General features: G+C 60.5%; 15 protein-coding genes and 1 pseudogene. 13 read left to right on the top strand and 3 right to left on the bottom strand.

Annotation, left to right across the window (positions count from 1 at the left end):
• Window positions 1–70: 70 nt before the first annotated feature.
• From LH464_RS07560 to hemA, 3 genes are all read left to right on the top strand, one after another.
• On the top strand, window positions 71–2,419 hold the full coding sequence (locus LH464_RS07560) for a xanthine dehydrogenase family protein molybdopterin-binding subunit (protein ID WP_226785769.1): 2,349 nt from the start codon (window positions 71–73) through the stop codon (window positions 2,417–2,419).
• Window positions 2,420–2,431: 12 nt separating this feature from the next.
• Window positions 2,432–3,229 (top strand): FAD binding domain-containing protein, encoded by a 798-nt coding sequence (locus LH464_RS07555; protein WP_226785768.1) that lies wholly within the window; start codon window positions 2,432–2,434, stop codon window positions 3,227–3,229.
• Between the two features lie 196 nt (window positions 3,230–3,425).
• Complete coding sequence (gene hemA, locus LH464_RS07550) at window positions 3,426–4,640, top strand: 5-aminolevulinate synthase (RefSeq protein WP_226785767.1); 1,215 nt, start codon at window positions 3,426–3,428, stop codon at window positions 4,638–4,640.
• Window positions 4,641–4,678: 38 nt separating this feature from the next.
• Here the strand turns inward: hemA and dxr are convergent, their stop codons facing one another.
• Complete coding sequence (gene dxr / locus LH464_RS07545; protein ID WP_226785766.1) at window positions 4,679–5,863, bottom strand: 1-deoxy-D-xylulose-5-phosphate reductoisomerase; 1,185 nt, start codon at window positions 5,861–5,863, stop codon at window positions 4,679–4,681.
• A 133-nt stretch (window positions 5,864–5,996) separates the two neighbouring features.
• Here dxr and LH464_RS07540 point away from each other — a divergent pair, with 133 nt between their 5' ends.
• From LH464_RS07540 to LH464_RS07525, 4 genes are all read left to right on the top strand, one after another.
• Window positions 5,997–6,356, top strand: coding sequence for an MliC family protein (locus LH464_RS07540; RefSeq protein ID WP_226785765.1), 360 nt, complete (start codon window positions 5,997–5,999; stop codon window positions 6,354–6,356).
• Window positions 6,357–6,364: 8 nt separating this feature from the next.
• The gene (locus tag LH464_RS07535; RefSeq protein WP_226785764.1) at window positions 6,365–7,576 is read left to right on the top strand and encodes an FAD-dependent oxidoreductase; all 1,212 of its coding nucleotides are present in this window, start codon (window positions 6,365–6,367) and stop codon (window positions 7,574–7,576) included.
• A gap of 463 nt (window positions 7,577–8,039) precedes the next feature.
• Window positions 8,040–8,606 carry a DUF2076 domain-containing protein gene (locus LH464_RS07530; RefSeq protein WP_226785763.1) on the top strand — a complete coding sequence of 189 codons (567 nt, stop codon included), beginning with the start codon at window positions 8,040–8,042 and terminating at the stop codon, window positions 8,604–8,606.
• A gap of 274 nt (window positions 8,607–8,880) precedes the next feature.
• On the top strand, window positions 8,881–9,246 hold the full coding sequence (locus LH464_RS07525) for a hypothetical protein (protein ID WP_226785941.1): 366 nt from the start codon (window positions 8,881–8,883) through the stop codon (window positions 9,244–9,246).
• A 12-nt stretch (window positions 9,247–9,258) separates the two neighbouring features.
• Here LH464_RS07525 and LH464_RS07520 read toward each other — a convergent pair whose 3' ends face one another.
• Both LH464_RS07520 and LH464_RS07515 read right to left on the bottom strand, forming a co-directional pair.
• Window positions 9,259–10,542: a cystathionine gamma-synthase family protein gene (locus LH464_RS07520; protein WP_226785762.1), complete on the bottom strand. Its 1,284-nt coding sequence runs from the start codon at window positions 10,540–10,542 to the stop codon at window positions 9,259–9,261.
• Window positions 10,543–10,802: 260 nt separating this feature from the next.
• Window positions 10,803–11,597 (bottom strand): GntR family transcriptional regulator, encoded by a 795-nt coding sequence (locus tag LH464_RS07515; RefSeq protein ID WP_226785761.1) that lies wholly within the window; start codon window positions 11,595–11,597, stop codon window positions 10,803–10,805.
• 192 nt (window positions 11,598–11,789) lie between these two features.
• Between LH464_RS07515 and LH464_RS24800 the strand changes: the two are divergent.
• The 6 genes and pseudogenes from LH464_RS24800 to LH464_RS07490 all read left to right on the top strand — a co-directional run.
• Window positions 11,790–12,419, top strand: a pseudogene (locus LH464_RS24800) (N-acetylmannosamine-6-phosphate 2-epimerase); the annotation flags it as partial.
• Between the two features lie 42 nt (window positions 12,420–12,461).
• Entirely contained in the window at window positions 12,462–13,310 is an 849-nt protein-coding gene (locus LH464_RS24795) for an ROK family protein (RefSeq protein WP_390624945.1), read from the top strand.
• Between the two features lie 15 nt (window positions 13,311–13,325).
• Window positions 13,326–14,657 carry an ABC transporter substrate-binding protein gene (locus LH464_RS07505; RefSeq protein ID WP_226785760.1) on the top strand — a complete coding sequence of 444 codons (1,332 nt, stop codon included), beginning with the start codon at window positions 13,326–13,328 and terminating at the stop codon, window positions 14,655–14,657.
• 90 nt (window positions 14,658–14,747) lie between these two features.
• Window positions 14,748–15,593, top strand: coding sequence for a carbohydrate ABC transporter permease (locus LH464_RS07500; protein ID WP_226785759.1), 846 nt, complete (start codon window positions 14,748–14,750; stop codon window positions 15,591–15,593).
• Window positions 15,590–16,408, top strand: coding sequence for a carbohydrate ABC transporter permease (locus LH464_RS07495; protein ID WP_226785758.1), 819 nt, complete (start codon window positions 15,590–15,592; stop codon window positions 16,406–16,408). Before LH464_RS07500 ends, LH464_RS07495 begins: the two co-directional genes overlap by 4 nt.
• Before the next feature lie 29 nt (window positions 16,409–16,437).
• Entirely contained in the window at window positions 16,438–17,439 is a 1,002-nt protein-coding gene (locus LH464_RS07490; RefSeq protein ID WP_226785757.1) for an ABC transporter ATP-binding protein, read from the top strand.
• The last annotated feature ends 56 nt before the right edge of the window (window positions 17,440–17,495 follow it).

The following is a 17,495-nucleotide window of genomic DNA, read 5'->3' as shown; positions in this document are numbered from 1 at the left end:
GCCAAGAGTCCGCCGCTTGCTGCCTTCACCTCCAAACGAAGATCCAGTTGTTTCCCGGGAGGAGATGAGAATGGGTGTTGAAGGAATTGGTGCGCGCGTCACTCGCAAGGAGGACAAGCGTTTTCTGACCGGCAAGGGGCGATACACGGACGATATGTCCGTACCGGGCATGAAGCATGCCTTCTTTGTCCGCAGTCCGCATGCCCATGCGAGAATTCGCAGCATTGATGTTTCCGCAGCCAAGGCAATGCCCGGCGTCATCGACGTGCTGGATGGCAAGCAACTCCAGGCAGACGGCATTGGCAACCTGATCTGCGGCTGGATGATCCATTCGAAGGACGGCTCGCCCATGAAGATGGGAGCGTGGCGGCCGCTCGCTCATGAGGTGGTCCGCTATGTCGGCGATGCCGTTGCAATTGTCGTCGCCGACAGTTCTGCGGAGGCACGCGATGCCGCCGAGGCGGTGGTTGTTGACTATGAAGAGCTTCCAGCCGTGACTGAATCGTTGGTCGCACTCGAAGCTGGGGCGCCTCAGCTTCACCCGGAAGCGCCCGGCAATCTGATCTTTGACTGGCAGATAGGCGACCCCGATGCCACCGATCAGGCGATCGCTTCGGCGGCGCATGTCACCGAGATCGAGATTCACAACAACCGGCTGTCACCCAATCCGATGGAGCCGCGCGCGACGCTTGGCATCTACGATACCGGCGACGATCACTACACCTGCTACACCACGAGCCAGAACCCGCATGTGGCGCGTCTTGTGATGAGCGCCTTCTACAATGTTGCGCCGGAAAACAAGCTGCGTGTCATTGCCCCGGATGTCGGCGGCGGCTTCGGCTCGAAAATCTACATCTACCCGGAAGAGATCGTCTGTCTCTGGGCATCAAGGAAGACAGGCGTCCCGGTCAAATGGGTGTCTGATCGCACGGAAGCATTCCTCACGGATGCGCATGGCCGTGATCATGTGTCCAAGGTGAAGATGGCCTTCGATGCGGATCATCGGATCATCGGGTTGAAGGTGGACACGATTGCCAATCTCGGCGCCTACATGTCCCTGTTCTCGTCCTGCGTGCCGACCTACCTCTATGCGACGCTGCTTTCCGGGCAATATGCGATCCCGGCCATCCATGCCAATGTCAGGACGGTCTATACGAACACCGTTCCTGTCGATGCCTATCGCGGGGCGGGGCGTCCGGAGGCCACCTATCTTCTCGAGCGCACGATGGAAACGGCTGCACGAGAGCTTGGACTGTCGCCGGCAGAACTGAGGCGAAAGAACTTTATCCGCAGCTTCCCGCACCAGACGCCGGTCATCATGAATTACGATGCCGGTGACTATGAGGCATCCCTTGATGCGGCCATGGAGGCCGTCGACTGGAAAGGCTTCTCCGCACGAAGAGCCGAGGCTGAGACACGCGGCAAGAAGCGCGGCATCGGCATGAGCTGTTATATCGAAGCCTGCGGTCTGGCGCCGTCGGCGGCGGTGGGTTCGCTCGGTGCCGGCGTCGGATTGTGGGAATCGGCCGAGGTGCGTGTGAACGCGGTCGGCACGATCGAGGTACTGACCGGTTCGCACAGCCATGGTCAGGGTCACGAGACAACTTTCGCGCAGGTTGTGGCCGACCGGCTGGGGGTCTCCATAGACAGCGTCAACATCGTCCACGGCGATACCGACAAGGTGCAGATGGGCATGGGAACCTATGGTTCTCGTTCCGGTGCCGTTGGTATGTCGGCCGTCGTCAAGGCGCTCGACAAGGTCGAGGCAAAGGCAAAGAAAATCGCTGCGCACCTCATGGAGGCCGACGAGAGCGATATCGTCATCGAGAATGGCGAGCTGAAGGTTGCCGGCACCGACAAGACGGTGCCGTGGTTCCAGGTGGCGTTGGCCGCCTATACGGCACATAACCTGCCCTCGGGCATGGAGCCGGGGCTGAAGGAGACTGCCTTCTACGATCCGGCCAACTTCACATTTCCGGCGGGCTGCTACATTGCCGAAGTGGAGATCGATCCGGAGACAGGCAAGACGGAAATCATCCAGTTCGTGGCCGCGGATGATTTTGGCAACATCATTAATCCGCTCATCGTCGAAGGACAGGTTCACGGTGGGCTGGCGCAGGGCATCGGCCAGGCGCTTCTCGAGGATGTGAAGTATGATCGCGAAACTGGCCAGCTGCTGACGGCCAGTTACATGGATTATGCAATGCCGCGGGCGGACGATCTTCCGTTCTTCAAGCTGTCCCACCAGAATACGCCTTGCCCTGGCAATCCTCTGGGCGTCAAAGGCTGCGGCGAAGCGGGCGCCATCGGTTCCCCACCGGCGCTGATGAATGCGATCACCGACGCGATCGGCGACAATAGCCTCACCATGCCCGCGACGCCGATGAAGGTGTGGCAGGCATTACAGACAGCTCACTGAGGAGGGACGGACATGTATGCAACAGGCTATCATCGCGCTTCCTCGGTCGAGGAGGCCGTCAAGCTGAAAGGTCAGCACGACGAAGGACGCTACCTTTCCGGTGGCATGACACTGATCGCCACGATGAAGCAGAGGCTGGCGGCGCCTACCGATCTCGTCGACTTGCGGCATATCGCGGATCTGCACGGGATCTCGGTGGACGGTCGAAACGTGCGCATCGGCGCCGCAACGCCCCACGCGGAAGTTGCTGGCTCTTCTGCGCTGCGTGCAATTTGTCCCGCGATCTGCGACCTCGCCGGCAAGATCGGCGACCCGCATGTCCGGCACATGGGGACGATTGGAGGCTCGATCGCCAATAACGATCCCGCCGCCGATTATCCTGCCGCCATGCTTGGCCTTGGAGCGACGATCATCACGGACCGCCGCTGGCTTTCCGCGGACGACTTTTTTGCAGGACTGTTCGAAACAGCACTCGAAGAGGGAGAGATGGTCACCGGCGTCACGTTCGAGGCCCCGGAAAAGGCGGGTTATGCAAAGTTCGCCAATCCCGCTTCGCGCTATGCCTTGGCCGGTGTCTTCGTTGCCAGGCGTGCGGACGGTGTTCGGGTTGCAGTTGCCGGCGCCGGCGCCGATGGCGTGTTTCGGCACTCCGGCATGGAGGAGGCGCTGGCAGCATCCTGGTCTCCGGATGCCGTCGCCGGGGCAGCGGTCGATGCACGAGACATGCTGACGGATATGCATGCGAACGGCGAATATCGCGCCAACCTCGTAAAGGTGATGGCAAAACGCGCAGTCATTGCAGCCGGCTAAAACAGACAGGGAAGGGGGAGCGTTCTTTTCCTTCCCTGCTTGACGTGGATCAAGTTCGTGGCCTCGCGAACGGGCTACTCCAAGCTTGGAACCGTTCGAAAGAACGTCCAATTGCCGCAGTCTGGATTAATTCCAATCTACGGGGTTGACGAAAAGCGAGCGAGAAACCAAAACCACCACGGTTCTGGAGTGTGACATGGATTTCGAGGCATTTTTCAAAAGCGAACTGGACAGTCTTCATAACGAGGGCCGATACCGTGTGTTTGCTGATCTCGAACGGCATCGCGGCAGCTTTCCGCGCGCCACGCGGCACACCCCGGACGGTCCCAAGGAAGTTACGGTCTGGTGTTCCAACGACTATCTCGGCATGGGCCAGCATCCGGCAGTGATCGATGCCATGAAAGAGGCGATCGATCACTGTGGCGCGGGTGCGGGAGGCACCCGGAATATTTCTGGTACCACGCACTATCATGTTCGCCTCGAGCAGGAACTTGCCGATCTTCACGGTAAAGAATCCTCTCTCGTCTTTACGTCAGGCTACATTTCCAACTGGGCAACCCTTGGGACGCTTGGCCAGAAAATACCCGGCCTCATCATCTTTTCTGACGCGCTGAACCACGCATCGATGATCGAGGGTATTCGTTACGCCAAGTGCGAGCGGGTGATCTGGAAGCACAACGATCTGAACGATCTTGAAGCGAAGCTCGCCGCCGCTGATCCCAATGCACCGAAGCTGATCGCGTTCGAGTCCGTCTACTCGATGGATGGCGATATTGCGCCGATCAAGGAGATCTGTGATCTTGCCGACAAATACGGCGCGATGACCTATTTGGACGAGGTTCACGCGGTGGGCATGTACGGCCCACGCGGTGGCGGCATCGCCGAACGCGAAGGTTTGATGGATCGGCTGACCATCATCGAGGGTACGCTCGGCAAAGCATTCGGCGTCATGGGCGGCTATATCGCTGCCTCCGCGGCCCTGTGTGATTTTATCCGCTCGTACGCTTCTGGCTTCATTTTCACCACGGCCCTGCCGCCGACGCTTGCTGCCGGCGCAATCGCCTCGATCCGGCATCTAAAGGCGAGCCCTTTCGAGCGTGTCCGTCACCAGGAGCGCGTCAAGAAGCTTCGCACGCTGCTCGATGCTTGCGGTATCCCGCACATACCCAATCCGAGCCACATCGTTCCGGTGATGGTTGGCGATGCGGCGAAATGCAAATGGATTTCGGACATCATGCTTGATTCGTACGACATTTACGTCCAGCCGATCAACTACCCGACGGTGCCGCGCAAGACCGAACGCTTGCGCATAACACCGACGCCGCTGCATTCGGATGCCGATCTGGAGCATCTGGTGGGTTCGCTGCACCAGCTCTGGGCGCGCTGTGCGCTCGCTCGCGCCGTGGCATGATTGGTCGGCAACGCTGACTGACAGAAGAATGGCCGCTTTTATGCGGCCATTTCCGTTTTGGTGATGACTTCGGCAGCCAGACGGCGAGCTTCGGCATCGGCGGCGAAGACCCCCTCCATGTCGGTGGCGGCAGGAAACATCACCATGTCGTCCATGACCCTTTCGACGACATCGGCCATCGCGAGGAAACCGATGCGCCCCTCGCAGAAGGCTTGAAAGGCAGTCTCCTCCGCGCCGTTCATCACCGCGCCCTGGGCTCCTCCCCGTTGGAGCGCCGCCCGGGCAAGCCTCAAAGCAGGGAAACGGACCTCGTCGGGTGCTTCGAAGTCCAGCCGGGCGAGCTTGGCGAAATCCAGCCGCTCCACATCGAGTTTTGGCCGGTTCGGATAGGTCAGCGCATAGCCGATCGCCGTTCGCATGTCCGGGCAGCCGAGCTGTGCCAGGACAGAACCGTCCGTGTACCCGACCATCGAGTGGATGATGGACTGTGGATGGACGATTACTTCGATCTGTTCCGGCCGTAGGTTGAAGAGATGCTTCGCCTCGATCATCTCCAACGCTTTGTTGAACATCGAGGCGCTGCCGATCGAGATCTTCAATCCCATCGACCAGTTGGGGTGGGCACGAGCGATATCGGCTGTGACGCCCTTCATCTTGTCCCGCGTCCAGGTGCGGAAAGGGCCGCCGGAAGCGGTCAACACGATCCGCTCCACCGCGTGATGCTGGTCGTCCTCCAGCGACTGGAAGATGGCACTGTGTTCGCTGTCGACGGGAATCAGCCGACCTCCGCCCTCTGCGACCGCATTGACGAACAGTTCGCCTGCCGAAACCAGGCATTCCTTATTGGCGAGCGCGATATCGGCCCCGCGTCGTGCCGCCGCGAGGGTCGGGGCAAGCCCTGCGATGCCTACGATTGCGGCCATCACCCAATCCGCTTCTCTGGAGGCGGCCTCGATCAGTGCTTCGCGTCCTGCTGCCACTTCGGTTGTGCTGCCGGCAAGTGCTTCCTTCAACTCGCCATATCGGCTTTCGTCAGCCGTCACGGCAAGGCGGGCGCCTGAGGTGAGCGCCTGTTCGGCGAGCAGCGAGATGTTGCTGCTACCGGTGATCGCCTGAACGTCGAACGCGTCGCGGCCGCCGAGCTGGTTGATGACGTCAAGAGTGTTGACGCCGATGGAGCCCGTGGAGCCGAGGATGCTGATACGTCGTTTTTCGGCGGCCATGAGGTTCCTCGTTTCGAAGTGTCGCTGGTCTATAACCGAAAGCGACGGCTCACAAGAGCCGGTTTCCTTCGCATGTCCGGGGCCCTAAATCTAGAACTCGGCATGTAGCTGAAGACAGGAGAGGGAGAATGTCATGATGCGAATGATGTTGCCGGGAGCCGTCCTTGCCGGTGTGCTCGGGCTAGCTCTGTCCGCTGGCGCAGAGGATATCAGGATCGAGCTCCCCGCCGATACAAGGGTGGAAACTGTCCGCGCCGAGTATGAATGCGGCGGCCAACGGGTCTCAGCGCAATACATAAATGCCGGATCGGTCTCGCTTGCGGTGTTGGCCATGGGTGAAGACGTTGTCGTCGCAGCCAACGTCATGGCCGCTTCGGGCGCGAAATATGACGGCGGGCGATATGTCTGGTGGACGAAAGGTCGGGAGGCCACTCTATATGACCTTCGAATGGGTGAGGCCGATCCCGGCGTTTCCTGCACGCCGAGCGGATGACCGGAACCATGCCTGACGATCTTCAAACGAGTTGTGTCATCGCTGGTGCTGGTCCGGCCGGGTTGATGCTCGGCCTGCTTCTGGCTCGCGCCGGTGTTGACGTTGTCGTGGTCGAGAAGCACGGCGATTTCCTTCGGGACTTCCGAGGTGACACGATCCATCCCTCGACATTGGAGGTCGTGCATGAACTTGGCCTTCTGGATGAATTTCTGGCTTTGCCGCACACCAAGGCCCCGAAGCTTTCCGCGGAGATCGGTGGACGTAGCGTCACGATTGCCGACTTCTCCCGCCTGCCGGTGAAGAGCCGGTTCATAGCCTTCATGCCGCAATGGGATTTCCTGAATTTTCTGGCGGGAAAGGCTGGCGACTATCCGAGTTTCCGGCTGGTCATGCAGGCCAAAGTCACTGATCTGGTCAAGGAAGCCGGGCGCGTCGGTGGGCTCGTTGTCGATACCGCTGAAGGCCCGTTGACGATCCGGTCGCAATTGGTCATCGGCGCGGATGGCCGCAATTCCATTGTGCGGGAAAAGGCCGGCCTTCACGTCGAGAACTTCGGAGTTCCGAGCGAAGTACTCTGGATGAAGCTTGGCCGCCAGCCGGGAGATCCGGCCGAGGCTATGGGGCATGGCGGGCCACGGCAGGGCCTCGTTCTGCTGGATCGCGGCGCCTACTGGCAATGCGGCTATGTGGTGCGCCGGGGTACTTATGCCCAGATCCGCGCGTCCGGGATCGAAGCCTTCCGCCAGATGGTCAACGAGATATCACCGCTTCCGCCGGAACGGACCCGGGAAATCAAAAGCTTCGAGGATGTCAGTCTGCTGACCGTTCGCATCGACAGGCTGACGCGCTGGTGGGGGCCGGGAGTTCTCTGCATCGGGGATGCGGCCCATGCGATGTCGCCCATCGGGGGCGTTGGTGTCAATCTTGCCATCCAGGATGCGGTCGCGACGGCCAATATCCTTGCCACTCGGCTCCGGGATGGAACTCTCTCCGACGCAGATCTTGCAGCGGTGGAAAAGCGGAGAGCCTTTCCGACCAAGGCAACGCAGAAGCTGCAATTGATGATGCGAAGCAGTCGCCGCAATGACCAGGGTATTGACGAAAAGCGGAAAGGTCCGCCGGCGTTCATTCGCGGCATCGCCCGTTGGCCCATCCTCTCCCATCTCGCCGGTCGCCTGATTGGCCTCGGGTTCCGGATGGAACACGTGCGTCTCCGTTGAACCCTGAGTGGGATCTCACGACGGTACAATCAGGGCGGCATTGAATCTGGAGCAATGACTTCGTGTCGATGACTACGGAAGATTGCGGCCAAACGCTTCATGCCGATCTTCGTCGCTGTGCCCGACCTGCAGATCGGCATTTATCTATCAATTAAAGCGACGGTGACGGAATAAAGCTGCGGGCGGTTCCGTATATACGGACATGAGCATGCCAATGACTTCTCTCACCACCTTGCTTTTCGGAGGTGGCATCGACCGGGTTCAGGTTGACGATCAGCTTGATGACGTCCAGCCAGTTTGCCTCAAAACACCGTTTTGCCTCCGTTGCATGCGCAGGGTCGGTTCGCATTGAGCGCCGCGCTTGAAGCCTGCGCTTTGCGCCGACACCTTTTCGCTGTTGCTCGCCCTGCGCCCGGCCGGCCAGCGCAACAGGAATGCACTTCCATACTCAAGGAGTTTTCTTATGGACCGCAATGACCAGCAGGCCATCGACGGCCTGTTTTCCAAGCTTGCCCATGTCGAAGGCCAAAACGGCCCGCGCGATGCGGAGTCCGAACGCTTCATCCAGGAGCGTATCAGCCAGCAGCCAGCCGCTCCCTATTTCATGGCGCAGACCATTGTCGTTCAGGAACAGGCGCTCGAAGCTGCCCAGCGCCGCATCGAGGAACTGGAAGCAAATACATCCCATGCACAGCCGCAGCGCGGGGGCTTCTTCTCGTCCGTGTTCGGCAACAACGCTGCTCCACAGCAGCGGACGCAGTCGATGCAGCAGCCGTCCGGTAATGGTCGCCAGTCACCATGGGGTGGCCAGAGCCAGGGTCAGAATGCCGCGATGCAACAACGTGCCGGCGGCGGTTTCCTTGCGGGTGCCGCGCAGACGGCCATGGGCGTCGCGGGTGGCGTGCTGCTGGGCAACGCAATCATGGGTATGATGGGTGGCGATGAAGCCCAGGCTGCGGAGCCTGCGGTTGAACCCGAGATTGAAGCACCCGCAGACGATTTCGATTTTGGCGGCGACGAGGACATCTAGGCCCGGCTGCCGAGCCGCCAGGAACCTCGACCCTCCCAAGCCCTGGCGGCTCATCTTTCTTGAGGAGACATCTTTTTCCACCCAAAGCCCCGACGAACGCACTGGCGCTCCGATTTGCGCTGATGATCAATGTCTGCGCACCATCGAAACCAGCACTTGCGGTTCCATGTCGATGTGCGGTGCGTCAGTATTGTGCGTTGCTTCCCGCGCCAGACGCGTTACATTTTGCTGACGAACCGACGAAAAGCTTGGGAGGAGCAAATTCATGAAGCGGATGTGGCCCGATCAGTTCAACTTCATCCTGGACGATGCCGAGGAAGTGACGCTGGATGTTCCAGCCGTCGTATCCGAAGAGGATGGGCCGCAGGAAGCGACCAGTCGCCGGGCTCTGAAGGTTCGCATGGCGCAGGAGGATTATGAGCGCATCTGGCCGCTGGCGGAGGCGCGTTATCAGCTTGACGGCAAATTTGCCGGCAAGGCAATCACGCTAATTGCCAACAATCCCCACTATCACAAATGGCACCCAGCCGACGGCGGAACCGTCGATAGTACCTCGGACAGTGGCCGGCAGCACACGACGAAATATGTCGTGGTGCACTTCCTCCTCGATGACAAGCGGGAGACGGTTGCCGCAGTCTGACGTGGCCTGCTCTTAGGCTTCGTCCAGCGCCATTGTGAGGTCGGCGATCAGATCGTCGGGATGCTCGATGCCGATGGAGAGCCGGATCGTCGATTCAAGCACGCCGATGCGCTGGCGCACGTCTGCCGGCACACCCGAATGCGTCATGGTTGCCGGATGCGATGCCAGTGACTCGGTCCCGCCGAGGCTGACGGCAAGCTTAAAGATCTTCAACGTGTTCAGGAATCGGAACGAGGCCGGTTGGCCGCCCTTGATATCAAAGGAAAAGGTCGAGCCGGCGCCGCTGCACTGGGCTGCGAAGGTGCGGCCGGCCGGAGATCCCGGATCGTTGTAAGGCAGGTAGTGGATCTTCTCGACCTTCGGATGGTCCCGCAGGAAATCGGCCACGGCCCTGGCATTCTCGTTCGCCCGCTCCATGCGGATCTGCAGTGTCTCCAGCGACCGGCCGAGCATCCAGCATGAATGCGGATCGAGCTGCGTGCCGATCGCACCGCGTAGTGCCTTGACCGCTTTCATCACGGCCTTGCGGCCCAGTGCTGCGCCGGCGATCAGGTCTGAATGTCCACCGACATATTTCGTCAGCGAATAGAGCGAGATATCTGCCCCATGTTCGATTGGCCGCTGGAAGACCGGGCCGAGCAGCGTGTTGTCGCAGGCGATAATGGGCGTGTGGCCCTGCTTTTCACCGATCTCATCGGCGATCCGGCGGATCATCGCGACGTCGACAAGGCTGTTGGTCGGATTGGCGGGCGTCTCAATGAGGATCACCGAGACGCGGCCCTTCGCCATGGCTTCCGCTGCGGCAGTCTTTATCGATGCCTCACTGACGCCATCAGCAAATCCGACCGCCGAAACGCCGAGATTGAGGAACGTCCTGGCTAGAAGCGTCTCGGTACCGCCGTAGAGCGGTTGCGAATGCAGCACGGCGTCACCGGGGCGCACAAAGGCGAGCAATGTGGTTGCAATTGCTGACATGCCTGAGGAAAACAGCACGCAGCTTTCCGTCCGCTCGTAGATGGCCAGACGGTCCTCGACGATCTCGCTGTTTGGGTGATTAAAGCGCGAATAAACGAGGCCGGCAGCCTTGCCATCCGGCGGCTCCTTGCGGCCCGAGACATAGTCGAAGAAGTCCCGGCCGTCTTCGGCGGACTTGAAGACGAAGGTTGAGGTCAAGAAGACGGGAGGCTTGACCGCTCCTTCGGAGAGCTCGGGATCGTAGCCATAGTTCAGCATCTGCGTTTCGGGATGAAGGGCATGATTGCCGATATGTGTTCTCGGCGGGTGCGGCGCGGTCATGAGGCGTCTCCTTGAACGATATCGATATCATAAGGCTTGCGCCGCAATAGGAGATGCGGCGGTCTTGCCTAATTTGTCGCTCCCGACGTTTCCTTCAATCGTCATTTCGGGAGAAAGACGACGCCCACGTGAGAGGTGGTTCGCACCGGTAAGTCTTTCCGGCTCCGCTTGGCCTGCGTGTGAAATTGGACGAGGCGCCGTGAGGCTGGAAGTCAAAAGGCCATGTGGTATTAAACTGGTTCAATGAGAGAGCTGTGGAACTAGATGTGCAGGTCGGAGATGAAATCGTAGACCTTGCCGTTATAGCGGGTCTCCGTGAATTCGACCGCGCGACCGTCCTCGAGGAAGCAGCGTCGGTCGGCAACCAGCATCGGCGTCAGGGGTGCAGCCTGCAGGAGCTCCGCCTCCGCCGGCGACATGACGTCGGCGCGAATGCGCTGGAAGCCGTGATGCGGCATGGCATTGAGAGACGCGAGGGTCTTGTAGAGAGAGTCAGTGACCAGCATGGCGTCCGGCAGGATGGATTTCGGTACCGCGGCTCGTTCCAGTGCGATGGGTGTGCCGTCGGCTAGGCGTACCCGTACCAGGCGGATAACCTCTGTCTGCGCCGGCAGGCCAAGTGCCATCGTTTCCTGCGGGGAGCCGACGACCGCGCCGCGGAAGATCCAGGAGAAGCTTGGCTCCATGCCGCGCGCGCGTATGTCGTCGGAGAAACCCGTGAGGTTGGGGAGGTCCTTGCGCACGCGTGTCTGTACGACGGTCCGGGCACCATGGCGGCGGCTGACGCGGCCTTCGCTTTCTAGCTCGGCAATCGCACGGCGTACGGAGACCCGGGAGATATTCAACCGTTCCGCCAGCAGTCGCTCGCTTGGCAGGCTGCGCCCGCGGCTGAGTTGCCCGCCATCGATGGCGTCTGTGAGCGCCATGGCGAGCCGCATGTAGATAGGCGAGTGGTCTTCCGCTTCGCTCAGGCTGGCGGCAAGGCGATCGAGAAGCGGATCACCCTGATGTGCCGTGCCTTCGTTCTCATGCGACGGATTCTGGCTCAGTGACATGCGGCCTCGTTGAAGGTGCGAGTTTGGTTGGGCGTTCGCGGGGTGCTTTTCGAAAGAATAGCATGAACTTTCAATTCTGTTGAGGCGGCTTGCGCACCAGTTTGCGCACAAGATCCAATACTGGTTGTCATCTGGTATTATTTCGCTTAGCGTTGCCCGGTCGAAAGGTATGGTGTGAACGTGCTTGCTGAAATGCTCAAGAACGGCCTTATTGTTTCATGCCAGCCCGTGCCGGGCGGCGCTATGGACGACAGCCCCTATGTGGTCGGTTTTGCATTGGCAGCGCTGTCGGCCGGTGCTGCAGGGCTTCGTATCGAGTCGGTGCGATATGTCTCTGCAGTTCGCGCAGCCACTCATGCGCCGATTATTGGCCTGATCAAGCGCGACCTCGATGACAGCCCGGTACGTATCACGCCTTTTCTCGATGACGTCAGGGATCTGGCGCAGGCCGGCGCCGATATCATTGCATTCGATGCAACCGACAGGGTGCGCCCGGCGACGGTGGAAGAGCTGGCAAAGGCCGTTCGTAAAGCCGGCAAGCTCTCCATGGCCGACTGAAGCTGTGTCGAGGATGCGCGTCGCGCCCTTGCCGCGGGCGTCGATTTCGTCGGCTCCACCATGTCCGGCTACACGGGAGGACCGGAGCCGACAGATCCCGATATCGATCTTCTCGCAGGTCTTCGCGAATTGACCTCGAACGTGATCGCCGAAGGTCGCATACGCACTCCGGAACAGGCCCAGGCTGCGGCGCGTGCCGGCGCCACCTGCGTCGTTGTCGGCTCCGCCATCACCCGAACGGAACACGTTACCGCATGGTTCAAACAGGCCCTGGACGAGGTTTATGCTCCGACAGCGGCCCCAGTCGTGCTCGCCGTCGACCTCGGCGGAACCAAGATTATGGCGTCGCTCGTGCAGGCGGACGAGGTTCTCGATACCAAGGTCTTTGCGACTGACCGAAATGGATCGCCCGAAAGTTGGCTGCAGGCGGTTGCCGCGGCGACAGCGACCTGGGCCGGCCGCTACCAGGCTGTTGGCATAGCCGTGACCGGAGCGGTCCGCGACGGCCGCTGGCGGGCCATGAATAAAGCTACCCTCGGCATCGAGGGTGAATTCCCTCTGAAAGCTCGGGCTGCCGAACTCTTCCGCGTTCCGGCCGTGGTCGTCAACGACGCACAGGCCGCGGCATGGGGTGAGTATAAGGCGACGTCCGACCGCAGCGATCTCGTCTTCATAACACTCTCCACCGGCCTCGGTGGCGGCATTGTCTCAGAGGGGCGGTTGTTGCGCGGCATCGCCGGCCATTTTGGTCAGATGCACGATCCGGAAGGTGGTCAGTTGCCACGCGAAAGCCGGATCTGTGGGCCGTGGATCGCTTCCGAAGCCAAGCGCCTCGGCCATGATTGCGAGCCGAGGGATGTCTTTCTTGCGGCCGATGGTGGCGAGGGCTGGGCGCTTGAAATCATCGGTGGCGTTGTGCAGCGTTTTGCGCGGCTATGCTGCGACATTCAGTTGGCGATCGATCCCGCGCGGATCGTCATTGGCGGTGGCGTAGGCCTCGCCACCGGATTCATGGATAGGGTCCGGGCTGAGATCGCAGCCATCGGTCCATCCGCTGTGCCGGTATTGCAGGCGGCGACCCTGGGGCCAAAGGCAGGGATCGTCGGGATGGCCGATTTGGCAGCAACCAATAAGAAGAACCTAATCAACCTCTAGAAGGGACGGAGTATCATGACGAAAATGCGCAGCCTGATGGCCGCCGGTTTGGCGGCATTCCTCTCGGCCACCGCGATCCCTGGGATTGCTTCGGCCGAAGTGACCGTACTCGGCTGGCCGGGCGGGTCGGAAGAGACCGCTCTTCGAGCCGCGGTGGAAGCCTATAACGCGCTTCCAGACGTGGCCGATGACGACAAGGTCGAGCTTCTGTTCTTCAATCGCGACGGCTTCTATGACAAGCTGCAGGCCGATCTGGCCGCCGGCTCGGACGCCTTCGATATCAACCTGATCGCCACCTATTCCGTTGGGCGCTATGCCCCATTTATGGAACCGGTCGACTTGGGCGCGGATGCCGAAAAGGTTTTCGGTAAGCCAATCCTTGAGACCATGCAGTTCGAAGGCAAGCAGTACGGCGTGCCGACAGACCTGTCGCTGCACTTCATGTATTACCGCAAGGATCTGATCGACGCGCTCATGTCCGACGAGGGCGCCAAGACGAAGTTTGCGGAGATTTCCCAGAAGTATCTGGGCGAGGCACTCGAACCCAAAGCGCCCGACGAATGGACCTGGAATGACTGGGCCGTGACCGCGCTCTACTTCACCAAGTCGGTGAACCCGGACAGCCCGGTCCGTTACGGCACCGTGCTGCAGATGAAGAACCTTCTGTTCAACATGATGGTGTTTCAGTCCCTGCCTCGCGCCTATGGCGCCGACTGGATGGATGCGTCCGGCAAGGTGACGGTCGATTCGCCCGCATACCGTGCCGGTCTCGAACTCTACAAGAAGCTCTATGACGCGGGTGCGACACCGAAGGACTCCCTGAGCTACGAGTATCCGGAGACCAATGCCGCCTGGACCTCGGGCCAGGTCGCGACCGCACTGCAGTGGAATGCTGCCGCCGGTGAACTCATGAACCCTGATACAGCCCCCGGCGTTGCTGAAAACACAGCTGTGGTGGCTCCGCCTGCCGGACCGGAGGGCCGCAAGGACCACATCCACGGCCTCGGCCTTGGCCTCAACAAGAACTCCAAGCACAAGGAGGGTGCGGTACGCTTCCTCAAGTGGCTGGCCTCCGAAGATGCGGTACTGGCCTATGCAAAGGCTGGCGGTTCGCCGGCGCTTTCACCGTCGGTTGTTGAGAAGATTGCCGCAGAACGTCCGGATCTCGTCAAACTTGGCGAGTTCGCGGGCAGCTATGGCTACGTCATGAACGGCGCCACGTCGGCCAATGCTCTTTCCATATACGAAGTCCAGGCGAAGGAGTTCACCGCCTACTGGGCTGGTCAGAAGAGCCTCGATGAGGCGCTGTCTGCCGCCACCACCAGCATGACCGATCTGCTGAAATAGCACTCAACGCCCGGGCGTGCAGGCGCCCGGGCAACGCCTGGTGGAAGACATGAAGCCTACGACACCACAGAACGCGAAGGCCGGCTTCTCTTGACGCCGCTCGTCGTCTTCTTGCTTGTTTTCCTGAGTTTTCCTGCCCTGGTCAACATCGTCTATTCGCTGTCGGACGTGACCTTCCAAACTATGCGCGCGCCTGAAATCGTGGGTTTGCGCAATTTCGGTGAGGTCCTCATCGATCCCGAGTTCTGGGCGGCCAGCTGGTTCTCATTGCGTTTCGGCGTGCTAACTGCCGTCATCGAATGCAGCCTGGGCCTGGCGCTCGCCATATTCCTGTCGCCAATCGTCAGCCGCCACGGTTGGACCATGGCGATCCTGATGCTCCCGATGATGGTGGCGGCCTCCATGGTGGGCCTGATGTACCGTCTTGTGCTGCATGAGTTTGCCGGTCCGTTGCCCCATTACCTGACATTGTGGTTCGGAACGAGCCCCGCTTTCCTTGACGCCAACAACGCTTTCTGGACGCTGGTGGTGGTTGAGGTGCTGCAGTGGACACCCTTTGCGTTCCTGCTGTTTCACGTCGCATATATTTCCATTCCGTCGGAAATTCGCGAGGCGGCCGCGATGGACCGAGCCAGTGCTTGGAAGATCTTTTGGCGGATCGAACTGCCTATGATGAAGGCGACGATCGCGATCGCGCTTGGAATTCGTTTCATCGACGGCTTTCGCGTCTTCGACAACGTCTTTGCACTCACCGGAGCTGGAGCCGGCGGCTCGACCATGTCGCTGTCCATCTATATCTACCAGTCCTTCTTCAAGGGCGGCCAGATTGGCCAGGCGGTCGCTGCTTCGGCGCTGTTGTTCCTTGCCTCGCTCGTCCTTCTTTATGGTGGCGCCTTGCTGCACTCCCGGCTGGGTCAGCGGAGAGCTGCCGCATGAACGTGCTCCGCTGGATCGTCTTCGCCATCGCAGCCTTTGCGATGAATTTCCCGGTGATTGTTACCCTGATCACCTCGTTCAAAGGCGCCAGGGAAATCGCTATGAACCCGGGCCTTTTGATCCAGGCCCCGACGTTCGCGAACTATGCCAAGGTTCTGACCGACACGAGCCGGTTCAATATCTATGCCTATCTGTTGAACAGTACCGTCGCGGCCTTGATCGGCTCCGTCCTGGCGCTCCTCCTGACGGTGCCGGCTGCCTACGCGATAGTGCGCACCGGCGCGGGCCGCCGGCATCTGTTTCCGCTGGTTGCGAACCTGCGCGCTGTACCGCTGGTCGTCTTCGCTATCCCGCTCTACATGATGTTCCAGTTCGTCGGCCTGCTCGATACGCGCCTTGGTCTCGGTCTGATCCTCACTATCGTTAACCTGCCGCTCAGCCTGATGATGATGGTGAACGCGATCGCAGATATGCCTGGAGAAATCGACGAGGCGGCGCGTATGGACCGTGCCGGCGCCTTCGTGATCCTGCGGCGCATCGTGAGTCCGCTTATCCGGCCGGCCGTGGTCACCGCCTTTACCTTCGGCTTCATCACCGCTTGGAATGAGTATCTTTTCGGCCTGATGCTGACCACGCGCGAGGCCGTGCCGGTGACCGTCGGCGCATCCTTCTTCTTTTCCGCCAGCGGTGGCGGCGTGCAATGGGGCGTTGCCTCGGCTGTGATGATCCTCGGGGCACTGCCACCGGCCGTGCTCGGTATGCTCATCTACAAACAACTGACCGGATCTATGACCGCTGGTGCGGTCAAGGGTTGAGCCGGGCGCAAGGCCAAATCGGAGTGACAATGGCTCACATCAAACTCGACGGGATCACCAAGAAGTTCGGCCCGCTCACGGTCATCCCGCCGCTCGACCTCGAGATCGCCGAGGGCGAGTTCATCGTCTTCGTCGGTCCTTCGGGCAGCGGCAAGTCCACCCTCCTGAGGCTTATTGCCGGGCTCGAGGAAAGCAGCGGCGGTCGTATAGGCATCGAGGGCAAGGACGTGACGACGACGCCCTGCGGCGAGCGTGGTCTTGCCATGGTGTTTCAGTCCTACGCGCTCTATCCGCACATGACCGTGCGGCAGAATATGGCCTTCCCGCTTGAAATGGCAGGCGAGGCGCCGGCGTCGATCGACAGCAAGATAGAGGACACCGCGAGGATCCTGGATCTCACGCAGTTCCTTGAGCGCCGACCGTCGCAACTCTCCGGCGGCCAGCGTCAGCGCGTGGCGATCGGACGGGCAATCGTACGTCATCCCACCGCCTTTCTGTTCGATGAGCCACTTTCCAATCTCGATGCTTCTTTGCGAGGAAGCATGCGTCTTGAGATCATGAAGCTGCACCAGCAGCTCAAAGCCACGATGATCTACGTCACGCATGACCAGGTGGAAGCGATGACGATGGCAGACCGGATTGTCGTTCTCAACCAGGGGCGGATCGAACAGGTTGGCACGCCGCAGGAACTGTACGAGCGCCCGACCAATCTGTTCGTCGCCGATTTCATTGGCGCGCCACGCATGAACAGGATTGAAGGCGAGGTTGCGTCGGCCCATGGCGCGGCGACGATAGGCGTGCGGCCGGAACATCTTCGCATCGTCGAGGGTGATGGCGCATGGCCGGGCTGTGTCGAACTGATCGAGCACCTCGGTGCGGAGACGCATGTCCACGTGCGCTCGGAAGCAGCCGGGGCTCTTGTCGTGCGTATGGCAGGGTCTCCCACCGTGAAGGTTGGCGATAAGATTGGTATTTCCCCTGAGGTGGGCCAGATTCACAGGTTCGATAACAAGGGTCAGGCCTTGCGCTAGAGGCCCCCCAATTCCTTGGCAAGACAGCTTAGAGTGGTGATGTCATGTCTGGATGG

The sequence above is a fragment of the Pseudorhizobium xiangyangii genome, assembly GCF_020531965.1.
Classification (GTDB): Bacteria; Pseudomonadota; Alphaproteobacteria; order Rhizobiales; family Rhizobiaceae; genus Neorhizobium; species Neorhizobium xiangyangii.
This window is presented reverse-complemented; position numbering and strand designations above follow the sequence as displayed.